The following is an 18,717-nucleotide window of genomic DNA, read 5'->3' as shown; positions in this document are numbered from 1 at the left end:
GCCATTCCGCCGATGCCCGCCAAAGCAGTTTCAAGATCTGAACGTATCATAGTGCGGCCCGCCGCCCGGGACGGGGGCCAACCTTCGGGGGCCGCCTTCTGGACCACACGAAACCGTATGAATTCCGTTCTGTTCGCCGCGCAGATTCGGCGGGGTTTTCAGGCCCTGACCCCGCCGGGCAGAGATATGGATCGGGGTATTCGCACTCTTTCGGTCGGATTGCCGTACACGGGCCGCAGCCATACGCTTTGAAGCGCCGCCAGGCTCGGATCCAGGGGCATTGTGGCCAATTGGCTACGCCCCCCCGTCGCCACAATCCCTGCAACCGGGGCGGGATTGAACGTCTGCCGCACACAGGCTTGAATATGTACGCGGCAACTTCGCACCGGCTTACGGGGCGGCGAAAGAAGATCATGGGGCGCTTCACTTTCCAGGCAAATACAACAGGGGCTGTGGGTTCGGGGCCGCGCGATTCGTTTCCGGCCCAACAGCCACGACCTTGCCGCATATGGGACAAGGCGCTCTGCTTACCCCCTGTGATCTTGCGGAAAGGGCCACCCCGCCGGTCACATGTGGCGGCAACCCGACGGAGACCAAGACATGAGGATCGAAAACCATCCCTTTTCGGAACTGAAGATCGGGGACAGCGCAGAGATGCGTCGCCTTCTGACCATTGACGATCTGTACGTTTTCGCCGCCGCCACGGGCAACCACAACCCGATGCATCTTCCCAGGGAAGACGGCGATGGGGACGGCATTGCCGAAGCCGTGGCGCCGGGAATGTTCATTGCCTCCCTGGTGGCGACCGTTCTGGGGATGCAACTGCCCGGTCCGGGTACGCTTTACCGCCGTCAGACGCTGAATTTTGCAACGCGCGCCCATGCCGGCGAAGAAATTCGCATCCATGTCGAAGTGACGGAAAAGCACACGGACGGGACCGTTACGCTGAAAACCGCGATTCACCGCATCGGTGACAACGCCCTGATCCTGAGCGGCGAGGCCGAGGTGATCGCGCCGCCAAAATACGCCGCCTTCGAAGACATGCACCTGCCCGGTCTGGTGGTTCAGCGCCACCGCCATTTCGAGGCGCTCCTCGACCGCGCCCGGTCTCTGCCACCAATTCCCACCGCTGTCGTCTGCCCGCAGGAGCCGAACTCTCTCGGGGGCGCATTGCTGGCGGCGAAGGAAAGCATCATCACACCGATCCTGGTTGGCGACCCGCAAAAGATCTCTGCGGCGGCCGCCGAAAGCGATACTGACATTACCGGGTTTGAGCTTTTGGCCGCCACCCACCCCCGCGACGCCGCAGCAACCGCCTGCGCGCTGGTCAACAGCGGGCGCGCAGCGGCGGTGATGAAGGGGCACCTGCATACCGACGATCTTTTGAAACCGATGCTCGACAAAACAAACGGGCTGCGGGTGGGGCGCCGCTTCACCCATGTTTTCGTCATGGATGTCCCCGGCATGCCGGCGCCGATCATGGTGACCGATGCGGCCATCAACATCGCTCCGGACCTCGCCACCAAAGTCGATATCGTGCAGAACGCGATCGACCTTGCGCTGGCACTGGGGATCGCGACACCGCGGGTCGGCGTTCTGTCCGCAGTCGAAACCATCAACATCGGAATTCAATCCTCGGTCGATGCGGCGCTGCTTTCGAAGATGGCCGAACGTGGCCAGATCCGGGGTGGGCTGGTCGATGGCCCCCTGGCAATGGACAACGCCATCAGCCTGACCGCCGCGCGCACCAAGGGGATCACCTCCGAAGTTGCCGGGCGGGCGGATATCCTTGTCGTTCCGGGGATCGACGCGGGCAACATGCTGGCAAAGCAGCTGGCCTATATCAGCCACGCCGAAGGCGCGGGGCTGGTCCTGGGGGCCAGGGTGCCAGTAATCCTGAACAGCCGCGCGGACGGACGTATGTCACGGCTTGCATCCTGCGCGGTGGCGGCCCTGTATCAGGCCCATGTCTGCGGCACCGATATGGCGGAGGCCCCCTGGCAATGACCCGGCCCGTTGCTCTTACCCTGAATGTCGGCTCGTCTTCCTTGAAATTCGGGTTGTTCGATATCGAGGGCCCGCCCATCGAACTGGGCTTCGGTATCGTGGAAAATATCGGCACAGCCCTCCGGCTGAAATTCACCTGTAACGGGACAACGATAACCCGCGCCTCTTCCGAACGCGGACCTGCGGACCACCGCAGCGCAGTCTCTGCGGCATTTGCGCTTTTGCACAGCCAGGTGCCTTCGGCCAAAGTGGTGGCCGTGGGACATCGCGTGGTACATGGCGGCCCGGCCTACGCTGCCCCCCGGATCGTGTCTGACAACCTCCTGGACGATCTCTCCCGTTTTGCCCCATTCGCACCGCTGCACCAGCCCCATAACATCGCCGGTATCAAGGCCGCCATGGCCGAATTCCCGGACGCCCTGCAAGTGGCCTGCTTCGATACCGCTTTCCACCGCAACCATCCAAAGGTCAACGACCTCTTCGCCTTGCCGCGCGCCTATTACGAAAGGGGGGTCCGCCGCTATGGGTTCCACGGATTAAGCTATGACTACGTCGCGGGGGAATTGCGCCGCATCGCGCCGCAGCTCCATGCGGGCCGGGTGGTGATGGCGCATCTGGGCAACGGCGCCTCCATGTGCGCCATGGAAGGCGGGCGTTCTGTTGCTTCGACCATGGGGTTTACCGCACTCGACGGGCTGCCGATGGGCACCCGAACAGGCCAGATCGACCCCGGTATCATTTTCTACCTGCTCCGGGAGGAGGGGATGGCGCTTGATGAGGTTATCGAGCTGTTCTACTCCAAGTCCGGCCTTCTGGGCCTGTCGGACCTGTCCCATGACATGCGCGTTCTGGAAGCCGCAGGCACCCCGGAAGCGGAAGAAGCGATAGATTATTTCGTCTTCCGGATCCGCAGGGAGCTGGGCGCGCTTGCGGCAACGCTTGGCGGACTTGATGCGGTGGTGTTTTGCGGAGGGATCGGGGAAAACTCACGCCTTGTCCGGGAACGGGTCTGTGACGGCATGGGCTGGATCGGAATCGGGATAGACCCTGACCGCAATGCTGAAAATGCCACGGTCATTTCCCCGGATCACAGCCGCATCCAGGTAATGGTGATTCCCACCAGCGAAGAGCTTGTGATCGCACGGGCCATCAAGCGGTTTCGCGAGGCCCCGAATATGCCGGAAGCGGGCGGTAAACCTCTCGGTCAGGCGGGGCCGGACCCCGCTTGAAATATCCCGCGGCACGCGGCGGCGCGTTTCGGCCTTGCCGGGCCTGAAGGGCCCGGCTTCTCACATCATCGAGGCAAGGCCCCACCCGGTCTCAGAAATCGAGATTCGCAACGCTCAGGGCGTTTTGCTGGATGAATTCGCGGCGCGGTTCCACCACATCGCCCATCAGCTTGGTAAAGACTTCATCCGCCTGGGCGACATCTTCAATCTTCACCTGCAACAGCGTGCGCGCCTCCGGATCCAGGGTGGTTTCCCACAACTGGTCCGGGTTCATTTCCCCCAGACCCTTGTAGCGTTGCAGGGCCAGGCCCTTTTCACCTTCGGACAGGATTGCCTGTAACAATGTGCTCGGGGCATGAATCGGTTGCACACGATCCTTTCGGATCAGCCTTGCAGGCGCACCATAGGTTTCTTGCAGTTTCCCGGTCAGGCCGCCCAACCGCCGGGCTTCGGCAGAGCGCAGCGCCGGGCCGTCCAGCGTGCGAACCTCCTCCACCCCACGCAGCATGCGTGACAGACGCAGACCGTGGTCCTGGGTGGGGCGGCCCTGCCAGCCGCGTTCATATTCCAGCGCGACAAGATTCAGCCGCTCGGCCACGTCTTCGGCAATCCCCTGAAGGTCTCCATCCAGCTGGCCGGGCAGGAAGGCCCCGGCTATGGCGGCCTGCTCAAGGATATGGACCGGGTAATGAGTGGGGAAGGCGGCCAGGATGCGCCGGACCTGCCGGGCCTCGTCCACCAGCCGGGTCAGGTCCTGCCCGACGATCTCTTCGCCGGAACCAAGCCGTAGCACCGCGCCCTCGACCCCCATCTGGACAAGGTAATCCTCCAGCGCGTTCTGATCCTTCAGGTAAACCTCGGACTTGCCGCGCGCCACCTTGTAGAGTGGCGGTTGCGCAATGTAGAGATAGCCGCCCTCGATGATCTGAGGCATCTGCCGGAAGAAAAACGTCAACAGCAATGTCCGGATGTGGGCCCCATCCACATCCGCATCGGTCATGATGATGATCTTGTGGTAGCGCAGCTTCGAAATATCGAATTCATCGCGCCCAATACCAGTTCCCAGCGCAGTGATGAGCGTGCCGATCTCCTGGCTTGACAGCATCCGGTCAAAACGCGCGCGCTCCACGTTCAGAATTTTGCCGCGCAGGGGCAAAACGGCCTGATTGGCCCGCGCGCGGCCTTGCTTTGCGCTCCCTCCGGCGCTGTCCCCCTCGACGAGAAAAAGCTCGCTGTGGGCGGGGTCTTTTTCCTGGCAATCGGCCAGTTTGCCGGGCAGGCTGGCGACATCCATCGCCGTCTTGCGCCGGGTCAGTTCACGGGCCTTGCGGGCGGCTTCACGGGCCAGTGCCGCCTCGACGATCTTGCTGACGATTTGCCGGGCCTCGTTGGGGTTTTCCTCAAACCATTCCGCCAGCTTTTCATTCACGAGGCTTTCAACTGCGGGACGCACCTCGGAGCTGACCAGCTTATCCTTGGTCTGGCTTGAAAATTTCGGGTCCGGCACCTTGACGGACAGCACGCAGGTCAATCCTTCGCGGGCATCGTCGCCGGTAAAGTTGACCTTCTCGCGCTTGGCGATCCCGCTGGATTGCGCATAGGCATTGATGGTGCGGGTCAGCGCGCCGCGAAACCCCGCAAGATGGGCTCCGCCGTCACGCTGGGGAATGTTGTTGGTGAAGGGCAGGACCGTTTCGTGGTAACTGTCGTTCCACCACATCGCAATCTCGACACCGATTCCGTCCCGCTCCCCCGCCATGAAGATCGGGTCCGTCATCACCGCTGCCTTGTGGCGGTCAAGGTAACGCACGAATTCCCGCACGCCGCCGTCATAGTGCATCTCTGCGCGCAGGGGTTCGGAGGGGCGTTCGTCCTCAAGCACGATGCGGACACCGGAATTCAGGAAGGCCAGCTCCCGCAGGCGGTTTTCAAGGGCCGCAAAGCTGTAATCCAGGCTGGAAAACGTATCGAGAGACGCCATGAAGCGCACCTCGGTCCCGCTTCGCCCTTCGGCTTCTGAAACGACACGCAGATGCTCGACCGTCTCGCCCCGTTCGAACCGGGCGTAATGTTCCTTTCCGTCGCGCCAGATGCGCAGTTCCAGCCAGTCCGAAAGCGCGTTCACCACCGAAACGCCCACACCGTGCAGGCCCCCCGACACCTTGTAGGAGTTCTGGTCGAACTTCCCGCCCGCATGAAGCTGGGTCATGATGACCTCAGCGGCCGAGACCCCCTCCTCCGCATGTAGATCGACAGGAATGCCCCGGCCATTGTCGCGGACAGAGATGCTGGAATCGGCGTGAATCTTCACGCTTACCTCGTCGGCATGACCGGCCAGCGCCTCATCGATGCCGTTATCGACCACCTCGTACACCATGTGGTGCAGGCCGGACCCGTCATCGGTATCGCCAATATACATACCGGGGCGTTTGCGGACAGCTTCCAGCCCCTTGAGAACCTTGATGGAATCGGCGCCGTATTCCTGCTGTGCCTGTACGTTTTCGGCCATGCGAGCCTTCCTTGGTAATTTTACGAGTTTATAGGCTGCCACCGTGGGTTTGTCACGCGCCGGGCCCAAGTTTCAGGGAATTTGCCACCTTCAGGTAAAGGGTAATACCACCCCCACCGCAATCAGCAGCCCTCCGGCAACGACATTGACCCGCCGCAGCGCACGGGGCGAGGTCATCAACCTCCGGGCCTTCCCCAGCGAGGCCGCCAGCGCGAGGTTCCCCACCAGCGGCACCGCCGCCGATACCGTGCAAATTGCCGCCACATCGCCTGCGGTCAGACTCGTAAGATCGAAAAACCCCGGCAGAATGCCCATGTAGAACAAAACCGCCTTGGGGTTGCCCAGAATTGCCGCCAGCCCGGCCAGAAACCCGGCCCATGCGCCCGGTCGTGTCAGCCGGCTGTCTGCGGCAATCGCCCGGTTCGCATTTCGGATCAGCATCCCCCCCATCGCAAGAAAGATTCCACAGGCGACCCAGCGCAGCACCAGCAGGAAGCTTTCGAATGTCGTCACCAGCCAACTGACGCCCAGCACCGCCAGCAAGGGCCAGAGCACATCCCCCACAACCACCCCCAGCGCCAGCGGCCAGGCCGCGTGGAACCCGCCCGACAACGCCCGCGCCATCAGCGCCACCCAGACCGGACCGGGGGTCAGGAACAGCACGAACAGCGCCCCGGCATAGAGGGTGAGTTCCACGAACGTAAGCGTCATGTCGGGGCCGGCAAGGTCTGGGCGACATCGTCGCCCAGCGTCCAGAAGGGGTTCATCGCCACTTCCCAGACATGCCTGTCCGGGCCCGCATAGCAGCCCGAGCATCCCCCACGGAACACTTTCTGCGGGCACTTCCGTACCATGGCTCCGGCACCAAGAGCCGCCTTGCAGGCAGCACCCGCCTCTGCCCCGGTGACAAAGTTCTGGGCCAGCGCACCTCCCACGGTGCCCGGCATCGCCTCCGGTCGTCCCTGATCCGCCGCCAACACGGCGCGTCCGAAAAGCGCCCGGACCTGTCCGTTCAACCGATAAAAGCTGTTGCCCTCCCGCTCCTGTGCCGGGCGCCAGCCCGGTATGGCACAAAAGGTGCGGGGCAGGTCGGTCACGCCAAAAGTGATGAAGCTCGCACGCTGAGGGGTCATGGTGTGTCCTTTTGCGTCACATGGCTGGTACCGTCCTGTTCGCTCACCGCGACGTACTGGGCACGGGCGGCAAGTTCTGTGAACAAGTCCGCGCCGGTACCGGTCAGAAACGCCTGGGCGCCCAGCGCGGCAATCTCGGCATAAAGTGCCGCGCGGCGCGCCGCGTCCAGATGGGCGGCAACCTCATCCAGCAGCAACAGCGGCGGCGCGCCGAAATCCTGCGCCAGCGCCCGCGCATTGGCAAGCACAAGCGAGATCAGCAGCGCCTTCTGCTCCCCCGTGGAGCAAAGTCGCGCCGGGACAGCCTTGGCGACAAAGGTCGCGTCCATGTCCGCGCGGTGGGGGCCGGACAAGGTGCGCCCAGCAGCCCGATCCGCGGCCCGGCCCCGTGCGAAAATCCCGGCCAGAATCTCCGCATCGGGCAGGTCGGCGCCTTCGGGTCCAGCCAGTGCCAGAGCGGCTTGCGGAAAGGCCGTTTCCGCCCCGGCCTGCGCGGCCTCGATCCGGGCCAGCGCCGCGCGCCGGTTGGCGGCAAGGCGCGCACCTTCTTCGGCCATGCGAGCTTCCAGCGCGCCATACCAGTGCCGGTCCGCGACCCCGTCCTTCAGCAGGCGGTTGCGCTCACGCATGGCCTTTTCATAGGCAAGGGCTGTCTCCGCATGGGCGGGGGTGAAGCTCATCGCGATACGGTCGAGAAACCGGCGGCGGCCTTCCGCGGATTCGATCCAGAGCCGATCCATCGCGGGGGTCAGCCACAGGATCCGTGCAATCCGGGCCAGCGCCACCTGCGGCGCGGATTTGCCGTCTATCTCTACCCGGCGGGGCGTGTCAGGGTCGGCACGGCTGTCGATTTCATGAACCTGTCCGCAGCTTTCCAGGACCGCGCCGATCCGCCAGCCAACCCCGGCAGACTGACGGGCCAGATCCCCCACCGGCGCCCGGCGCAGACCGCGGCCCGGAGACAAAAGTGAGACAGCCTCCAGCAGGTTGGTTTTTCCTGCACCATTGGGGCCATAGATCGCCACCGGGCGGCCATCCAAAGACAGTCGCGCCCCGGCATGGGAGCGAAACTGCACCAGCGCCAATTCGGTCAGGGCCAGTCGCACCATGGCCCGGCCTTTCCGGGGCAGGAGCGGGTCACACCCGCATCGGCATCACGACATACACGGCGGAGGTGTCGTTCCCTTCGCGCATGAGCGTCGGATCGCCGGAATTGTTGAACAGAAAAACGGCGTTTTCCCGATCCACCTGGCTGGCGATTTCCAGCAGGTACTTGGCGTTGAAGCCGATCTCCAGGCGCTCGTCGCCATAGGCCACGGCGAGTTCCTCTTCGGCGGCCCCACTGTCCGGGGCGTTGACCGAAAGCACCAGGCGATCTTCGTCCAGCGCCATCTTCACCGCCCGCGACCGTTCCGACGACACCGTCGCAACACGATCCACGGCCCTCGCGAACTCCGCAGCGTCCACCTCCAGCCGGCGGGCATTGTCTTGCGGGATAACACGGGTGTAGTCGGGAAAGGTGCCGTCAATCACCTTCGATGTCAGCGTGATGTCGGGCGTCGCAAAACGCACCTTGGTTTCAGAGACCGACACGGCAATTTCCATGTCGTCATCCTCCAGAAGCTTGCGCAGTTCGCCCACGGTCTTGCGCGGAACGATCACGCCGGGCATGGTTTCGGCCCCGCCGGGCAGGGCCGCGTCGACCCGCGCCAGCCGGTGACCGTCAGTCGCCACACAGCGCAGCACCTGACCCTCCTCCCCCTGCGCCACATGCATGTAGACGCCATTGAGGTAATAACGGGTTTCCTCCGTGGAAATGGCGAATTTCGATTTGTCGAAAAGCCGCCGCAGAACCGAGGCAGGGGCGGCAAAGTTCGATGTGTAATCGGGGCTGGCCATCACCGGGAAATCATCCCTGGGAAGGGTCGCCAGAGAAAAGTTCGACCGCCCGGCCTGTACCGTGAGCCGGCCCGCCGCATTGTCATCGGTCAGCTGCACCAGCGCACCGTCCGGCAGCTTGCGCACGATCTCGTGCAGCGTGATCGCCGAAACCGTGGTGGCCCCCGCACGCTCCACCTGCGCGGCGGCACGGTCCACCACCTCGATGTCGAGATCGGTGGCGCGGAAACGGGCGGAGTCGCCTTCGGCCTCGATCAGGACATTGGCAAGGATCGGAATGGTATTGCGCCGCTCGACAACCGACTGGGCCTGCCCGACCGCCCGCAAAAGGGCGCCACGCTCTATGCTGATCTTCATACCATCACTCCTCATGCCCGCGGGAGGAGAAACCTAACGGTTTTCTCTGTCCGCTCAAGCCTTTTCCCGGACTGTCTGATGCTTTCGCAGACCCGTCAAGGCCACAGCGCCTAACCTTCCAGCGTACGGCGCAGCAAGCGCAGGTCTTCCTCGATCTGACTGTCGGCGGCGCGCAGCTCGTCGATCTTCCGGACCGCGTGCATGACGGTGGTGTGATCCCGCCCGCCGAAGCGGCGGCCGATCTCGGGCAGGCTGCGCTCGGTCAGGTGCTTGGACAGATACATCGCCACCTGTCGCGGGCGGGCCAGCGTGCGCTGACGGCGTGGTCCGATCATGTCCGACAGGCGAATATTGTAATGTTCGCTGACCTTGCGTTGAATTTCCTCGATCGTGACCTTGCGTTCAGAGGTGCGCAGAATATCGGACAGACAATCCTGCGTCAGATCCATCGTGATCTCGCGCCCGACCAGCGTTGCGAAAGCGAACAGCCGGGTCAGCGCACCTTCCAGAACACGCACGTTGGTGACAATGCGGTGGGCGAGAAACTCCAGCACCCCATCGGCCAGAACCAGATCGGGATACTGCTGACGGTAATCGTCCACCTTCTGTTGCAGGATGCCCAGGCGCAGTTCGTAATCCGTCGGGTGCAGGTCCACGACCAGGCCACATTGCAGGCGGCTCTTGATCCGCTCCTCGAGATCCTTGATCTCGCCCGGCGCACGGTCGGCAGAAATGATGATCTGTTTGTTCTGGTCCACCAACGCATTGAAGGTATGGAAAAATTCCTCCTGCGTGCTGTCCTTTCCGGCGATGAACTGTACGTCATCCACCATCAGAACATCGACAGAGCGGAAAAGCTCCTTGAAGCCCATCGTGTCCCGCTCCCGCAGAGCCTGAACGAAGCGGTACATGAACTGCTCCGCCGACAGGTAAACCACCCTCAAATGCGGCGATTTCTTGTGTAAATCCCACGCAATGGCATGCATCAGGTGGGTTTTGCCCAAACCGACCCCGCCGTACAGAAACAAGGGGTTGAACGAAACAGCTCCGCCTTCGGCCACGCGGCGGGCAGCGGCATGCGCCAGTTCGTTCGGCTTGCCGACCACGAAGCTGTCAAAGGTGAAACGCGCATCCAGCGGCGCACCGGGCATATCCGCCACCGGTTCGGGCGGGCGCGCGGGCTGCACAGGAGCGCGGCGCGGCGCGGCAACGCTAAATTCAAGCCGCTGCACCGGCTCCCCATGCCTGACCAGGTGCCGGAGAATCTGGTCCCCGAAATTGCGCGAGACCCAATCCCCCACAAAGCTGGTGGGCACATCGAACCGGGCCACGCCCTGGCTGACAGAATGCAGTTTCAGGGGCGAAATCCAGGTGGCAAAATTGCTTTTCCCGATTGCCTGCTCAAGCGTTTCGCAAATACGTCCCCAGGTTTCTTCTGTCATTTTTATCCCGTAACCGACCGTACTGTTTTCGTTGACCGCAAGGCGGCGGGATTCACTCGGACCGAAACTGCAACGCCCGGCACACATGCCAAGCCATTGCCTTTACCCCCGAACAGGCACCGACCACAGGCCCCGGTTCCTGGCTCAGGCCAGCCGGGTTCTGATATCGTGCCTTGCGCAGGCAAATGGACAGTCGGATATTTCGGCGACAGCCAGTACAGGCTCTGACAGATCCGGCGCGAATCTCAACACACGCCACATGGCCGGAACTGCCCGCCCACATGGGCACCAACGCGCCCGGATCACCCCCAGTAGCTGCGGATTATCCTTTTGTCCCCCCAGTCGATATGAATCGCTGCCCAAAGCTAGCAATCTCTGTGAAGGCTGCGCAACAGAACTTCGCGCTTGACTCATTCTTTCCATGAACGAATCCGGAAAGCTGTCAGCACCCTTTTTTGCAAGGGCTCAAAAGCAAACGAAAAAGGGGGCACAGCCCGTGGCTGCGCCCCCTTTTTCGAAAATACCGACCGCGCCGTCGTCAGGCACCCAGGGCTTTCACACGGGCCGACAGGCGGGACATCTTGCGGGCAACGGTGTTCTTGTGCAGCACGCCTTTGGTCACACCGCGCATCAGTTCAGGCTGGGCCTGGCGCAGGGCAGTGGCCGCCGCGTCCTTATCGCCAGAGGCGATGGCTTCCTCCACCTTGCGCAGGAAGGTGCGGATGCGCGAGCGGCGCGCTTTGTTCACGGCGAAGCGGCGCTCATTCTGGCGGGCACGCTTTTTTGCTTGGGGCGAATTTGCCATAGGTTCGTGTTCCCGGTTCTGGGTCTTGGAAATCTGAAGTCGCGTCTTTAGGGCCGACTCGGCGGTAAGTCAACCGCAATTGGCACAATACGGCCCTTATTTGTCACGGAACTGTGGTTCGCGCTTCTCGACGAAGGCCGCCATGCCCTCGGTCTGGTCCTCGGTGGCAAAAAGCGCGTTGAACATGCGGCGTTCAAACAACAGCCCCTCCCGCAGGGTTGTTTCGTAGCTGCGGTTGACCGATTCCTTGACCGCCTTGACCGTCAACGCGGATTTTTCGGCAATCTTCTGCGCGGCCCCCATCGCCTCTTCCATCAGTTTCTTGGCGGGAACGACACGGCTGACAAGGCCCGCCCGCTCTGCTTCTTCGGCATCCATGAAGCGGCCGGTCAGGTGCATGTCCATCGACTTGGACTTGCCCACGAAGCGCGTCAGGCGCTGGGTGCCGCCGATACCGGCCACCACGCCGAGATTGATTTCAGGCTGGCCGAATTTCGCCGTGTCCGCCGCGATGATGAAATCGCAGATCATGGCCAGTTCGCACCCACCGCCCAGCGCATACCCCGACACTGCCGCGATGATCGGTTTGCGGCAGGCCAGAATCGCCTCGGTCTCACGGGTGAACAGGTCCTCGCTGAATACATCCACGAAAGACTTGGTGCTCATCTCGCGGATATCGGCCCCGGCGGCGAAGGCCTTTTCCGACCCGGTCAGCACAATACAGCGGACCTTGTCGTTGGCATCCGCCTGGGTCACCGCATCGGCCAGTTCGCCCAGCAACTCGGCGTTGAGCGCATTGAGCGCATCTGGCCGGTTCAGCCGGATCAACGCAATGTGGTCTTCAATCTCGACGATCAGAGTCTTGTAGGCCATGGCGGAACTGTCCTCCGTTCTGTTCGACCCGAGTCCTTACCAGCCTGCGGCCATGGTTCAAGTTATCTTTGGCAGCAGGGGCAGTAGAAACTGGACCGCCCGGACTGCACGATCCGCCGGATCGTGCCCTTGCAGCCGGGGGCGCGGCAGCCCCCCCCCTCCCGCCCGTAGACCCTAAAATCATGCTGGAAATACCCCAGCTCCCCACTGGTCTGCCGGTGGTCGCGCAGCGACGATCCACCGGCATCGATGGCATCGGAAAGAACGTTGCGTATCACCGGCACAAGTGCGGCAATGCGGCGCGGAGCGATTCGCCCGGCGGCCCGCAGGGGCGAAATTCCGGCACGATGCAGCGCCTCGCACACATAGATGTTGCCCAGCCCCGCCACGATCCGCTGATCCAGAAGCGCCGTCTTCACCGGCATCCGTCGGCCGCGCAGCCGGGCGATCAGGTACGCCTCGTCGAACGCATTGCCAAGCGGCTCTGGCCCGAGGTCGCGCAGCAGGGGGTGCGCCCCCACCCGGTCCGAAGGCGTCAGGTCCATGACGCCGAAGCGGCGGGCATCGTTGAACGTCACCCGTGCGCCCCCCGCCATGTGCAGCACGACATGGTCGTGTTTTTCAGGGGTGGGGGGATTGAAACGGAAGGCCCCCGGCATTTCGCCGGACACCATCATCCGCCCGGACATTCCAAGATGGATGAGCAGCGTCTCATCCGTATCCAGCCCGGCGAGGATATATTTGGACCGCCGTCCCAGATGCACCACCCGCGCCCCGGCCAGCCGCTCCGCCATCCGCGGCGGAAAGGGGCGGCGCAGGCCGTCGCGGCGCAGGTCCGCCCGCACGATTACGCGACCTTCCATCGCAGGCAGAAGCCCGCGACGCACTGTCTCTACCTCTGGCAATTCGGGCATCGGGTCTTTCTTCCTGTCAGGAACGCATTGTAAGCACCGCTGAGCGCCCTATAAGAGAGGCGCAAATGACGAACGGCAAGGCCCCATGACAGAGAACGCGCAGAAAACCACCCACTTCGGCTTCAAGACCGTGGCCGAAGAGGAAAAGGCCGGAATGGTTCACGGTGTCTTCACCAGCGTCGCCTCGCGCTATGACCTGATGAACGACCTGATGTCGATGGGCGTGCACCGGGTCTGGAAAGACGCAATGATGGACTGGCTCGCCCCGCGCCCGCATCAGCGGCTGCTGGATGTGGCCGGCGGCACCGGCGACATCTCTTTCCGGTTTCTCAAGCGTGCTCCGGGCGCCAGTGCCGTCGTCCTGGACATGACGGAATCCATGCTGGTCGAGGGGCGCAAGCGCGCCGAGGCCGCGCAGATGTCTGCCAGTCTCGACTGGGTGGCCGGCGACGGCATGGCCCTGCCGTTCGGGGACAACAGCTTCGATGTCTTCACCAACTCGTTCGGGACCCGAAACATCACCCGCATCCAGGATGCCCTGAACGAAGCCTACCGCGTACTGCGCCCCGGCGGGCGGATGATGATCCTGGAGTTCAGCCAGTTGCCCAACCCGGTGATGCAGTGGGCCTATGACCGCTATTCCTTCAACGTCATCCCGCCCCTGGGCAAGCTCGTGGCCGACGACCGCGACAGCTATCAGTATCTCGTCGAATCCATCCGCAAGTTTCCAGACCAGGAAACCTTCGCCGGAATGATCCGAAATGCGGGATTCGAACAGGTCAAATACCGCAACATGTCGATGGGCATCGTCGCACTTCATTCGGGCTGGAAATTGTAAATTGCGCGGACCTCACAACATATGGCGGCTCGTCCGCACCCTCGCCACACTGGAACGCACCGGCGCCAACCAGCTTGTCCTGAAGGAAGTCGAAGCCCCCGCCGGGGTGCGTGCCGCCGCCCGCGCACTGGGCTGGCCGCTGAAATGGCTGGGCGACAGGGGCGATGAAACCCTGCCTCCCGCAACCCGCGCGCTAACCGCCCTGGGCCCGGCCTATATCAAGTTCGGGCAGATTCTTTCCACACGGCCCGACGTGGTCGGCCCGGATCTGGCCGTACAGCTTCGGGTGTTGCAGGACAAGCTGCCGCCCTTCCCGCGTGAGGTTGCCATGCAGACCATCGCGCAAGAGCTTGGCGTCCCGGCGGAAGATGTCTTTTCGGAATTTTCCGAACCCATCGCCGCCGCCTCCATCGCACAGGTGCACAAGGCACGGCTGGCCACCACGGGTGAAGAGGTCGCCGTTAAGGTTCTCCGCCCGAATGTGGAACGAAACTTCCGCAAGGACATCGATGCCTTCTACCTGGCCGCGTCATCGATCGAGTTCCTGTCGCCTGCCTCACGCCGGCTGCGCCCGACGGATGTCATCAGGCATTTCGATGGGGTCGTCACCGGGGAGCTGGACCTGCGGGTCGAAGCTTCGGCGGCGGCGGAGTTCGCCGCGAATACGGAACAAGACGCGGGGTTCAATGTACCAAAGGTCATCTGGCCGTTTTCGGGCAAACGGGTAATGACGCTGGGCTGGGCCGAAGGGGCCCCCTTGGGCGACAACGCCGCCCTGGATGCCGCCGGCCATGACCGTTACCAGCTGGGAGAGCGGGTTCTGTCGATGTTCCTGCTGCATGCGCTGCGCGACGGCTTTTTCCATGCGGACATGCACCAGGGCAACATGAAGGTCGCCGCGAACGGCGACATCATCTGTTATGACTTCGGCATCATGGGGCGGATCGATGAATACACCCGCCGCGTTTATGCCGAAATTCTCTACGGATTTATACGGCGGGATTATCGCCGCGTCGCAGAGGTGCATTTCGAGGCCGGTTACGTTCCCGCCGACCGCGATATCGACGAGTTCGCGCAGGCGCTGCGCTCCGTGGGGGAACCCATCTTCGGCATGGACGCCACTCATATTTCCATGGCGCGGCTGCTGGCCTACCTGTTCGAGGTGACGGAACGCTTCGGCATGCGCACCCGGACAGAACTGATCCTGCTGCAACGCACCATGGTCGTGGTCGAGGGCGTCGCCCGGTCATTGCATCCCAGCATCAACATCTGGCAGGTCGCGCGCCCAATCGTTGAAGACTATATCAAGGAGAGCCTCGGTCCGCGGGCGCTGACCCGCGATCTGCTGCGCACGGCGCGTGTTCTGGCAAGGTTCGGCCCGCACCTGCCGCATATGGCAGAAACCGCACTGATCCGGCAGTCACAGGACCCGGCCCCTGTATCGCGCCGCCCGGTCGCACTTCCCGCGCTCTGGATGGGGGCGGGCGCCCTTTTGGCAAGCGGGCTGATCGGGCTGGTAGCGTTGCTCTGAGGCTGCGGCCCTCCGCTGGCGAGGGCATCGCCAGACAGGTCATACGGTAACGTCGTGGCCCTGGTCTGAGGAAACGGCCCAACCCTGAATCGAGAACGGCCGCATCCCCCCCGCGAGGCGGAAAAACCCCGTATCGTGGTCCCACCTTTCGGGCAGAACCCCTGTGACCGGCGGGCCACCATGCGCCCGCCTCTGACACGGACACACCCTGCCCGGCAGGTCAGGCCGGATGAGGCCTGTCATCCCCCGTAGCCGCGCGGCCGGCCACGGTAATCCCGCGGCCCGCAGAGGAATTACGGGCTTCGCAGGCCACGCACATCTTCGGCAAAGACGGCCTGACCGTTTTCCAGAAGTACCACCGTCTGGCCACGGTCCTGACGCAGTTCGACGATGCGGTTATAGGTCAGGGCCGGGGTGGTTCCGATCACCTCTTTCCCGGCCAGGCTTTCGACCGTGAAACCGTACACCCCCTCTTCCACCGGCAGACCGCTTTCGTCGGTTCCGTCCCAGGTTACGGGACCGCCCTGGGGGTCGATCTCGATCCGCCGGATCTCGGAACCTTGGGCATCGGTAATCACCAGCATCGCGGCCTCTGCCCCCTTGGCGGTCAGCGTCTCGACCGTCACGGCCCCACCGGAAACCTGTGCCGCGGCCGGGCTGAGCGCCTCCATCCCGATCCAGGCCCCGTAGCGGGTGATTCCGCCGTTTAACGTATCGGCCATCGCGGACAAAAGCTCATTCGTGCGAACCTGTTGTTCCACTCCGGAAAATGTAGCCAGCTGAACCGCGAATTCGCTGGATTGCATCGGGTTCAGAGGGTTCTGGTTCTGCATCTGTGTCGTCAGCATGCGCAGGAACGTCTCGAAATCCGAACTCAGCCCATTGGCGGGGCCCGTCTTGCGGGATGGGGCGGTTTGGGCGGCAGCGTTGGAAATCTCCATGGATGTCTCCTGTCAAAGGCGGATATCGAGCCCGGCACTCAGGCGCAGGCGAACCGGACGCGAGGGGTCGGGCTGCTCCCCCCCTCCCTCCGAACGGGCGGGCGTTTCGCCTTGCGGGGCCTGGCGGTGCTGCCCAAACGAAAAACTGACCTGCCCGTAGCCCATCTCCCGCAACTGGGCGCCAAGCTGGTCGATGTGGCGGCGCATCAACTCCACCGTTTCCGGACGATCGGCCTGAACCGTAACGGAAACCCCTGCGTCAGACGGCGAAATCGTAAGCCGCAGACGGCCCAGTTCCTCGGGGCGGAGATGCACGTCCACGGCCCCCTCCGGGGTGGTGCGGATGACCTCTGCCACCTGCGTGGCAAGGTTGGCCGGCACCGGAACCGGCACCGGCGCCGGAACGGGTGTGGACACCCCCCCGGCGCGGGGTATCTCGACCGGGGCGGACAGGGGAGCGTGCCCTTCCGGCCCAGGGGCGCCGATCTGTGGCACGGTCTCTGCAAGCGGGATTGCTGGGGCGCCCGGGCCCGGCACTACCGCCGCAGGGCGGGGCGGCGCGTCTGCCACGGGGCGGGGCAAAACAGGGGCATGCCCCGCCCCCTCCGCGAGACGGATCGGGGCTTGTAACGCAGGCATCGTGTCAGGGCGCAGGGTCTCCTCCCCTTGTGGAAGATCGGCGGGAAAGACCCGCAAGGAGCGGGGCGCGGGCGCAGGGGGCCCAGGCACAAGGGGAGCGGAGACCGGGACAGGTGTCTCCACCGCTCCGGCGGTGGCCCGCGGGTCGATGCGAACCTCCTCCTCCGGAAAAACCTGCCGGGGCAGGGGGACAGGCCCTTCCTCTCCGGGGACAGAGGGCTCCGTTTTCCGGGCGCCGATCTCCCCGCCGGTCTCTCCGGGAATAGCCGGCATGGGCACGGTGGAAATCTCTCCGTGGGGATGGATCTCAAGGTCGCCCGGCGGGGGCACCGCCGGATCGTCCGATGGGGGGGGCTCCGGATCGCCCGGTGGGGACAGTGCCGGATTTTCGGCCTTTTCCCCGGCGATGCCGGATATTGCGCAGTCTTCCCCGCCCTTTGCCGCGAAAAGCCCTGCAAAGAAACGGGCAAATCCGCTGGCGGGCACCTCGGCGGCGGTAGCGGCGGCATTTTTTTCGCCGCCGGGGAGCAACGCTCCGGCTGCGGCAATCGGCTGAACGGTCATGGAATTCTCCGTCTCGGGTTCTGCAAGTATCGCGGCAACGGGTTACCGCTTCTTTACCCCCGCCACGTCATAACGCGCCCATCGTCAACCGATGAGGTGCCCCATGATCCAACCCCCAGCCCTTTCCCCCCAGGCCCCGCACACCCCCGCCTTGCGGCAGGCGGCACAAAAACTTGAGGCCGGTTTTATCGGTGAGATGCTGAAACACGCGGGCCTTGGTACGCGCGACGCATTTGGCGGCGGCACGGGAGAGGCGCAGTTTGTCTCCTTCCTGCGTGCCGAACAGGCAAAAGCCATTGCGCTCGCAGGGGGGATCGGCCTTGCGGAAACCCTGTTCGAAGCCTTGAAGGAGCGTGCCGATGCCCGCTAACGCCGCCACCCTGTCTGCCCTTCTGGAGCGTGAGCGCAGCTTGCTTGTGGCAGGCGCGCTGGAAGACATCGCCGCGTTGGCCCCGGAGAAAGAGCGCCTGGCGCGGATGCTGTCCGTGGACCGGCCGGAGGGTCTCATCCCGCTGCAGGCCACGATACGCCGCAACGAAACTCTTCTGGCGGCCGCTCTGGCCGGTTTGCAGCAGGCCCGGGAAACCGTTTCCGGCCTTGGCCATGGCGGCTCCCTGCGTACCTATGACTGCCATGGCCAGAGCCGGGGCCTGGGGGGCGGGGCCTGCATTCTCCGGCGGGTCTGAGGGATTTGCCTCAAATCCACCATAACTTTCCCGGCAAATTAGGCGCGCATTAGGAAGGAACACGGAGTCTGGACCTTGCACCTTCGCAAAAAGGTGGCGCGGAGCGCCTCGCCCCGCATCGGTAGAAACCGTTCGCGCCACGAGATGTGGCCACGCCGCCCGGCGCAAAGCGCCTTTCCGAAGGAGTCTGAAATGTCGAACACCCGGACCGTCATCGCATCAGCAGCCCGGCATCTCCCAGGCGCCAGGCCCGGCTGGTCGGCACAGACACATATTGGTTCGCCACCCCGACGCCGGCGATGGCCGCCCAGCGGTCACCCCGGGGCTGCCGCTTTTCGCTGACTGACGGA

At 63.7% G+C, this 18,717-nt stretch carries 17 protein-coding genes; 6 read left to right on the top strand and 11 right to left on the bottom strand.

Features of this window, described 5'->3' with window-relative positions; all coding sequences use genetic code 11:
* The first annotated feature begins 600 nt into the window (after positions 1 to 600).
* Positions 601 to 2,007: a bifunctional enoyl-CoA hydratase/phosphate acetyltransferase gene (locus tag C8N32_RS09085; RefSeq protein WP_107892698.1), complete on the top strand. Its 1,407-nt coding sequence runs from the start codon at positions 601 to 603 to the stop codon at positions 2,005 to 2,007.
* A complete protein-coding gene (locus C8N32_RS09080) occupies positions 2,004 to 3,236 on the top strand; it encodes an acetate/propionate family kinase (protein ID WP_107892668.1) in 1,233 nt (410 codons plus the stop codon). The genes C8N32_RS09085 and C8N32_RS09080 overlap by 4 nt, the downstream gene beginning before the upstream one ends.
* 91 nt (positions 3,237 to 3,327) lie before the next feature.
* Here the strand turns inward: C8N32_RS09080 and gyrB are convergent, their stop codons facing one another.
* The 9 genes from gyrB to mutM form a co-directional block, all read right to left on the bottom strand.
* On the bottom strand, positions 3,328 to 5,745 hold the full coding sequence (gene gyrB / locus C8N32_RS09075; RefSeq protein ID WP_107892667.1) for a DNA topoisomerase (ATP-hydrolyzing) subunit B: 2,418 nt from the start codon (positions 5,743 to 5,745) through the stop codon (positions 3,328 to 3,330).
* A gap of 90 nt (positions 5,746 to 5,835) precedes the next feature.
* Entirely contained in the window at positions 5,836 to 6,456 is a 621-nt protein-coding gene (locus C8N32_RS09070) for a LysE family translocator (protein ID WP_107892666.1), read from the bottom strand.
* Positions 6,453 to 6,878: a VOC family protein gene (locus C8N32_RS09065; RefSeq protein WP_107892665.1), complete on the bottom strand. Its 426-nt coding sequence runs from the start codon at positions 6,876 to 6,878 to the stop codon at positions 6,453 to 6,455. Before C8N32_RS09065 ends, C8N32_RS09070 begins: the two co-directional genes overlap by 4 nt.
* Positions 6,875 to 7,987 (bottom strand): DNA replication/repair protein RecF, encoded by a 1,113-nt coding sequence (gene recF, locus C8N32_RS09060; RefSeq protein ID WP_107892664.1) that lies wholly within the window; start codon positions 7,985 to 7,987, stop codon positions 6,875 to 6,877. The genes C8N32_RS09065 and recF overlap by 4 nt, the downstream gene beginning before the upstream one ends.
* Before the next feature lie 28 nt (positions 7,988 to 8,015).
* Complete coding sequence (gene dnaN / locus C8N32_RS09055; protein WP_107892663.1) at positions 8,016 to 9,134, bottom strand: DNA polymerase III subunit beta; 1,119 nt, start codon at positions 9,132 to 9,134, stop codon at positions 8,016 to 8,018.
* A 110-nt stretch (positions 9,135 to 9,244) separates the two neighbouring features.
* On the bottom strand, positions 9,245 to 10,576 hold the full coding sequence (gene dnaA / locus C8N32_RS09050; protein ID WP_107892697.1) for a chromosomal replication initiator protein DnaA: 1,332 nt from the start codon (positions 10,574 to 10,576) through the stop codon (positions 9,245 to 9,247).
* A 538-nt stretch (positions 10,577 to 11,114) separates the two neighbouring features.
* Positions 11,115 to 11,381, bottom strand: a complete 267-nt coding sequence (gene rpsT / locus C8N32_RS09045) for a 30S ribosomal protein S20 (protein ID WP_107892662.1) — start codon at positions 11,379 to 11,381, stop codon at positions 11,115 to 11,117.
* 96 nt (positions 11,382 to 11,477) lie between these two features.
* Positions 11,478 to 12,254, bottom strand: coding sequence for an enoyl-CoA hydratase (locus C8N32_RS09040; RefSeq protein WP_107892661.1), 777 nt, complete (start codon positions 12,252 to 12,254; stop codon positions 11,478 to 11,480).
* Positions 12,255 to 12,316: 62 nt separating this feature from the next.
* The gene (gene mutM, locus C8N32_RS09035; RefSeq protein ID WP_107892660.1) at positions 12,317 to 13,168 is read right to left on the bottom strand and encodes a bifunctional DNA-formamidopyrimidine glycosylase/DNA-(apurinic or apyrimidinic site) lyase; all 852 of its coding nucleotides are present in this window, start codon (positions 13,166 to 13,168) and stop codon (positions 12,317 to 12,319) included.
* Between the two features lie 85 nt (positions 13,169 to 13,253).
* Between mutM and ubiE the strand changes: the two genes are divergently transcribed.
* Complete coding sequence (gene ubiE, locus C8N32_RS09030; protein ID WP_107892659.1) at positions 13,254 to 14,006, top strand: bifunctional demethylmenaquinone methyltransferase/2-methoxy-6-polyprenyl-1,4-benzoquinol methylase UbiE; 753 nt, start codon at positions 13,254 to 13,256, stop codon at positions 14,004 to 14,006.
* Between the two features lies 1 nt (position 14,007).
* Positions 14,008 to 15,537: a 2-polyprenylphenol 6-hydroxylase gene (ubiB, locus tag C8N32_RS09025; protein ID WP_107892658.1), complete on the top strand. Its 1,530-nt coding sequence runs from the start codon at positions 14,008 to 14,010 to the stop codon at positions 15,535 to 15,537.
* A 293-nt stretch (positions 15,538 to 15,830) separates the two neighbouring features.
* Here ubiB and C8N32_RS09020 read toward each other — a convergent pair whose 3' ends face one another.
* Together C8N32_RS09020 and C8N32_RS09015 are read right to left on the bottom strand one after the other, a co-directional pair.
* Positions 15,831 to 16,478, bottom strand: coding sequence for a flagellar hook capping FlgD N-terminal domain-containing protein (locus C8N32_RS09020; protein WP_107892657.1), 648 nt, complete (start codon positions 16,476 to 16,478; stop codon positions 15,831 to 15,833).
* Positions 16,479 to 16,490: 12 nt separating this feature from the next.
* Positions 16,491 to 17,681, bottom strand: coding sequence for a flagellar hook-length control protein FliK (locus C8N32_RS09015; RefSeq protein WP_107892656.1), 1,191 nt, complete (start codon positions 17,679 to 17,681; stop codon positions 16,491 to 16,493).
* A gap of 103 nt (positions 17,682 to 17,784) precedes the next feature.
* Here C8N32_RS09015 and C8N32_RS09010 point away from each other — a divergent pair, with 103 nt between their 5' ends.
* Complete coding sequence (locus tag C8N32_RS09010; protein WP_244905911.1) at positions 17,785 to 18,051, top strand: rod-binding protein; 267 nt, start codon at positions 17,785 to 17,787, stop codon at positions 18,049 to 18,051.
* Positions 18,041 to 18,367, top strand: coding sequence for a hypothetical protein (locus tag C8N32_RS09005; protein WP_107892654.1), 327 nt, complete (start codon positions 18,041 to 18,043; stop codon positions 18,365 to 18,367). Before C8N32_RS09010 ends, C8N32_RS09005 begins: the two co-directional genes overlap by 11 nt.
* Positions 18,368 to 18,717: the final 350 nt, after the last annotated feature.

The organism is Rhodovulum imhoffii, from assembly GCF_003046545.1.
Classification (GTDB): domain Bacteria; phylum Pseudomonadota; class Alphaproteobacteria; order Rhodobacterales; family Rhodobacteraceae; genus Rhodovulum; species Rhodovulum imhoffii.
Note: the sequence above shows the minus strand (reverse complement) of the source record. Positions and strands in the feature narration are given on the sequence as shown.

Excerpts from the sequence above, each read along its gene's own strand:
- ubiE (WP_107892659.1), top strand. The coding sequence starts at position 13,254 with ATGACAGAGAACGCGCAGAAAACCACCCACTTCGGCTTCAAGACCGTG.
- C8N32_RS09070 (WP_107892666.1), bottom strand. The coding sequence starts at position 6,456 with ATGACGCTTACGTTCGTGGAACTCACCCTCTATGCCGGGGCGCTGTTC.
- rpsT (WP_107892662.1), bottom strand. The coding sequence starts at position 11,381 with ATGGCAAATTCGCCCCAAGCAAAAAAGCGTGCCCGCCAGAATGAGCGC.
- recF (WP_107892664.1), bottom strand. The coding sequence starts at position 7,987 with ATGGTGCGACTGGCCCTGACCGAATTGGCGCTGGTGCAGTTTCGCTCC.
- C8N32_RS09085 (WP_107892698.1), top strand. The coding sequence starts at position 601 with ATGAGGATCGAAAACCATCCCTTTTCGGAACTGAAGATCGGGGACAGC.
- C8N32_RS09080 (WP_107892668.1), top strand. The coding sequence starts at position 2,004 with ATGACCCGGCCCGTTGCTCTTACCCTGAATGTCGGCTCGTCTTCCTTG.
- C8N32_RS09020 (WP_107892657.1), bottom strand. The coding sequence starts at position 16,478 with ATGGAGATTTCCAACGCTGCCGCCCAAACCGCCCCATCCCGCAAGACG.
- dnaN (WP_107892663.1), bottom strand. The coding sequence starts at position 9,134 with ATGAAGATCAGCATAGAGCGTGGCGCCCTTTTGCGGGCGGTCGGGCAG.
- C8N32_RS09040 (WP_107892661.1), bottom strand. The coding sequence starts at position 12,254 with ATGGCCTACAAGACTCTGATCGTCGAGATTGAAGACCACATTGCGTTG.
- C8N32_RS09005 (WP_107892654.1), top strand. The coding sequence starts at position 18,041 with ATGCCCGCTAACGCCGCCACCCTGTCTGCCCTTCTGGAGCGTGAGCGC.
- C8N32_RS09065 (WP_107892665.1), bottom strand. The coding sequence starts at position 6,878 with ATGACCCCTCAGCGTGCGAGCTTCATCACTTTTGGCGTGACCGACCTG.
- C8N32_RS09010 (WP_244905911.1), top strand. The coding sequence starts at position 17,785 with ATGATCCAACCCCCAGCCCTTTCCCCCCAGGCCCCGCACACCCCCGCC.
- gyrB (WP_107892667.1), bottom strand. The coding sequence starts at position 5,745 with ATGGCCGAAAACGTACAGGCACAGCAGGAATACGGCGCCGATTCCATC.
- mutM (WP_107892660.1), bottom strand. The coding sequence starts at position 13,168 with ATGCCCGAATTGCCAGAGGTAGAGACAGTGCGTCGCGGGCTTCTGCCT.
- C8N32_RS09015 (WP_107892656.1), bottom strand. The coding sequence starts at position 17,681 with ATGACCGTTCAGCCGATTGCCGCAGCCGGAGCGTTGCTCCCCGGCGGC.
- dnaA (WP_107892697.1), bottom strand. The coding sequence starts at position 10,576 with ATGACAGAAGAAACCTGGGGACGTATTTGCGAAACGCTTGAGCAGGCA.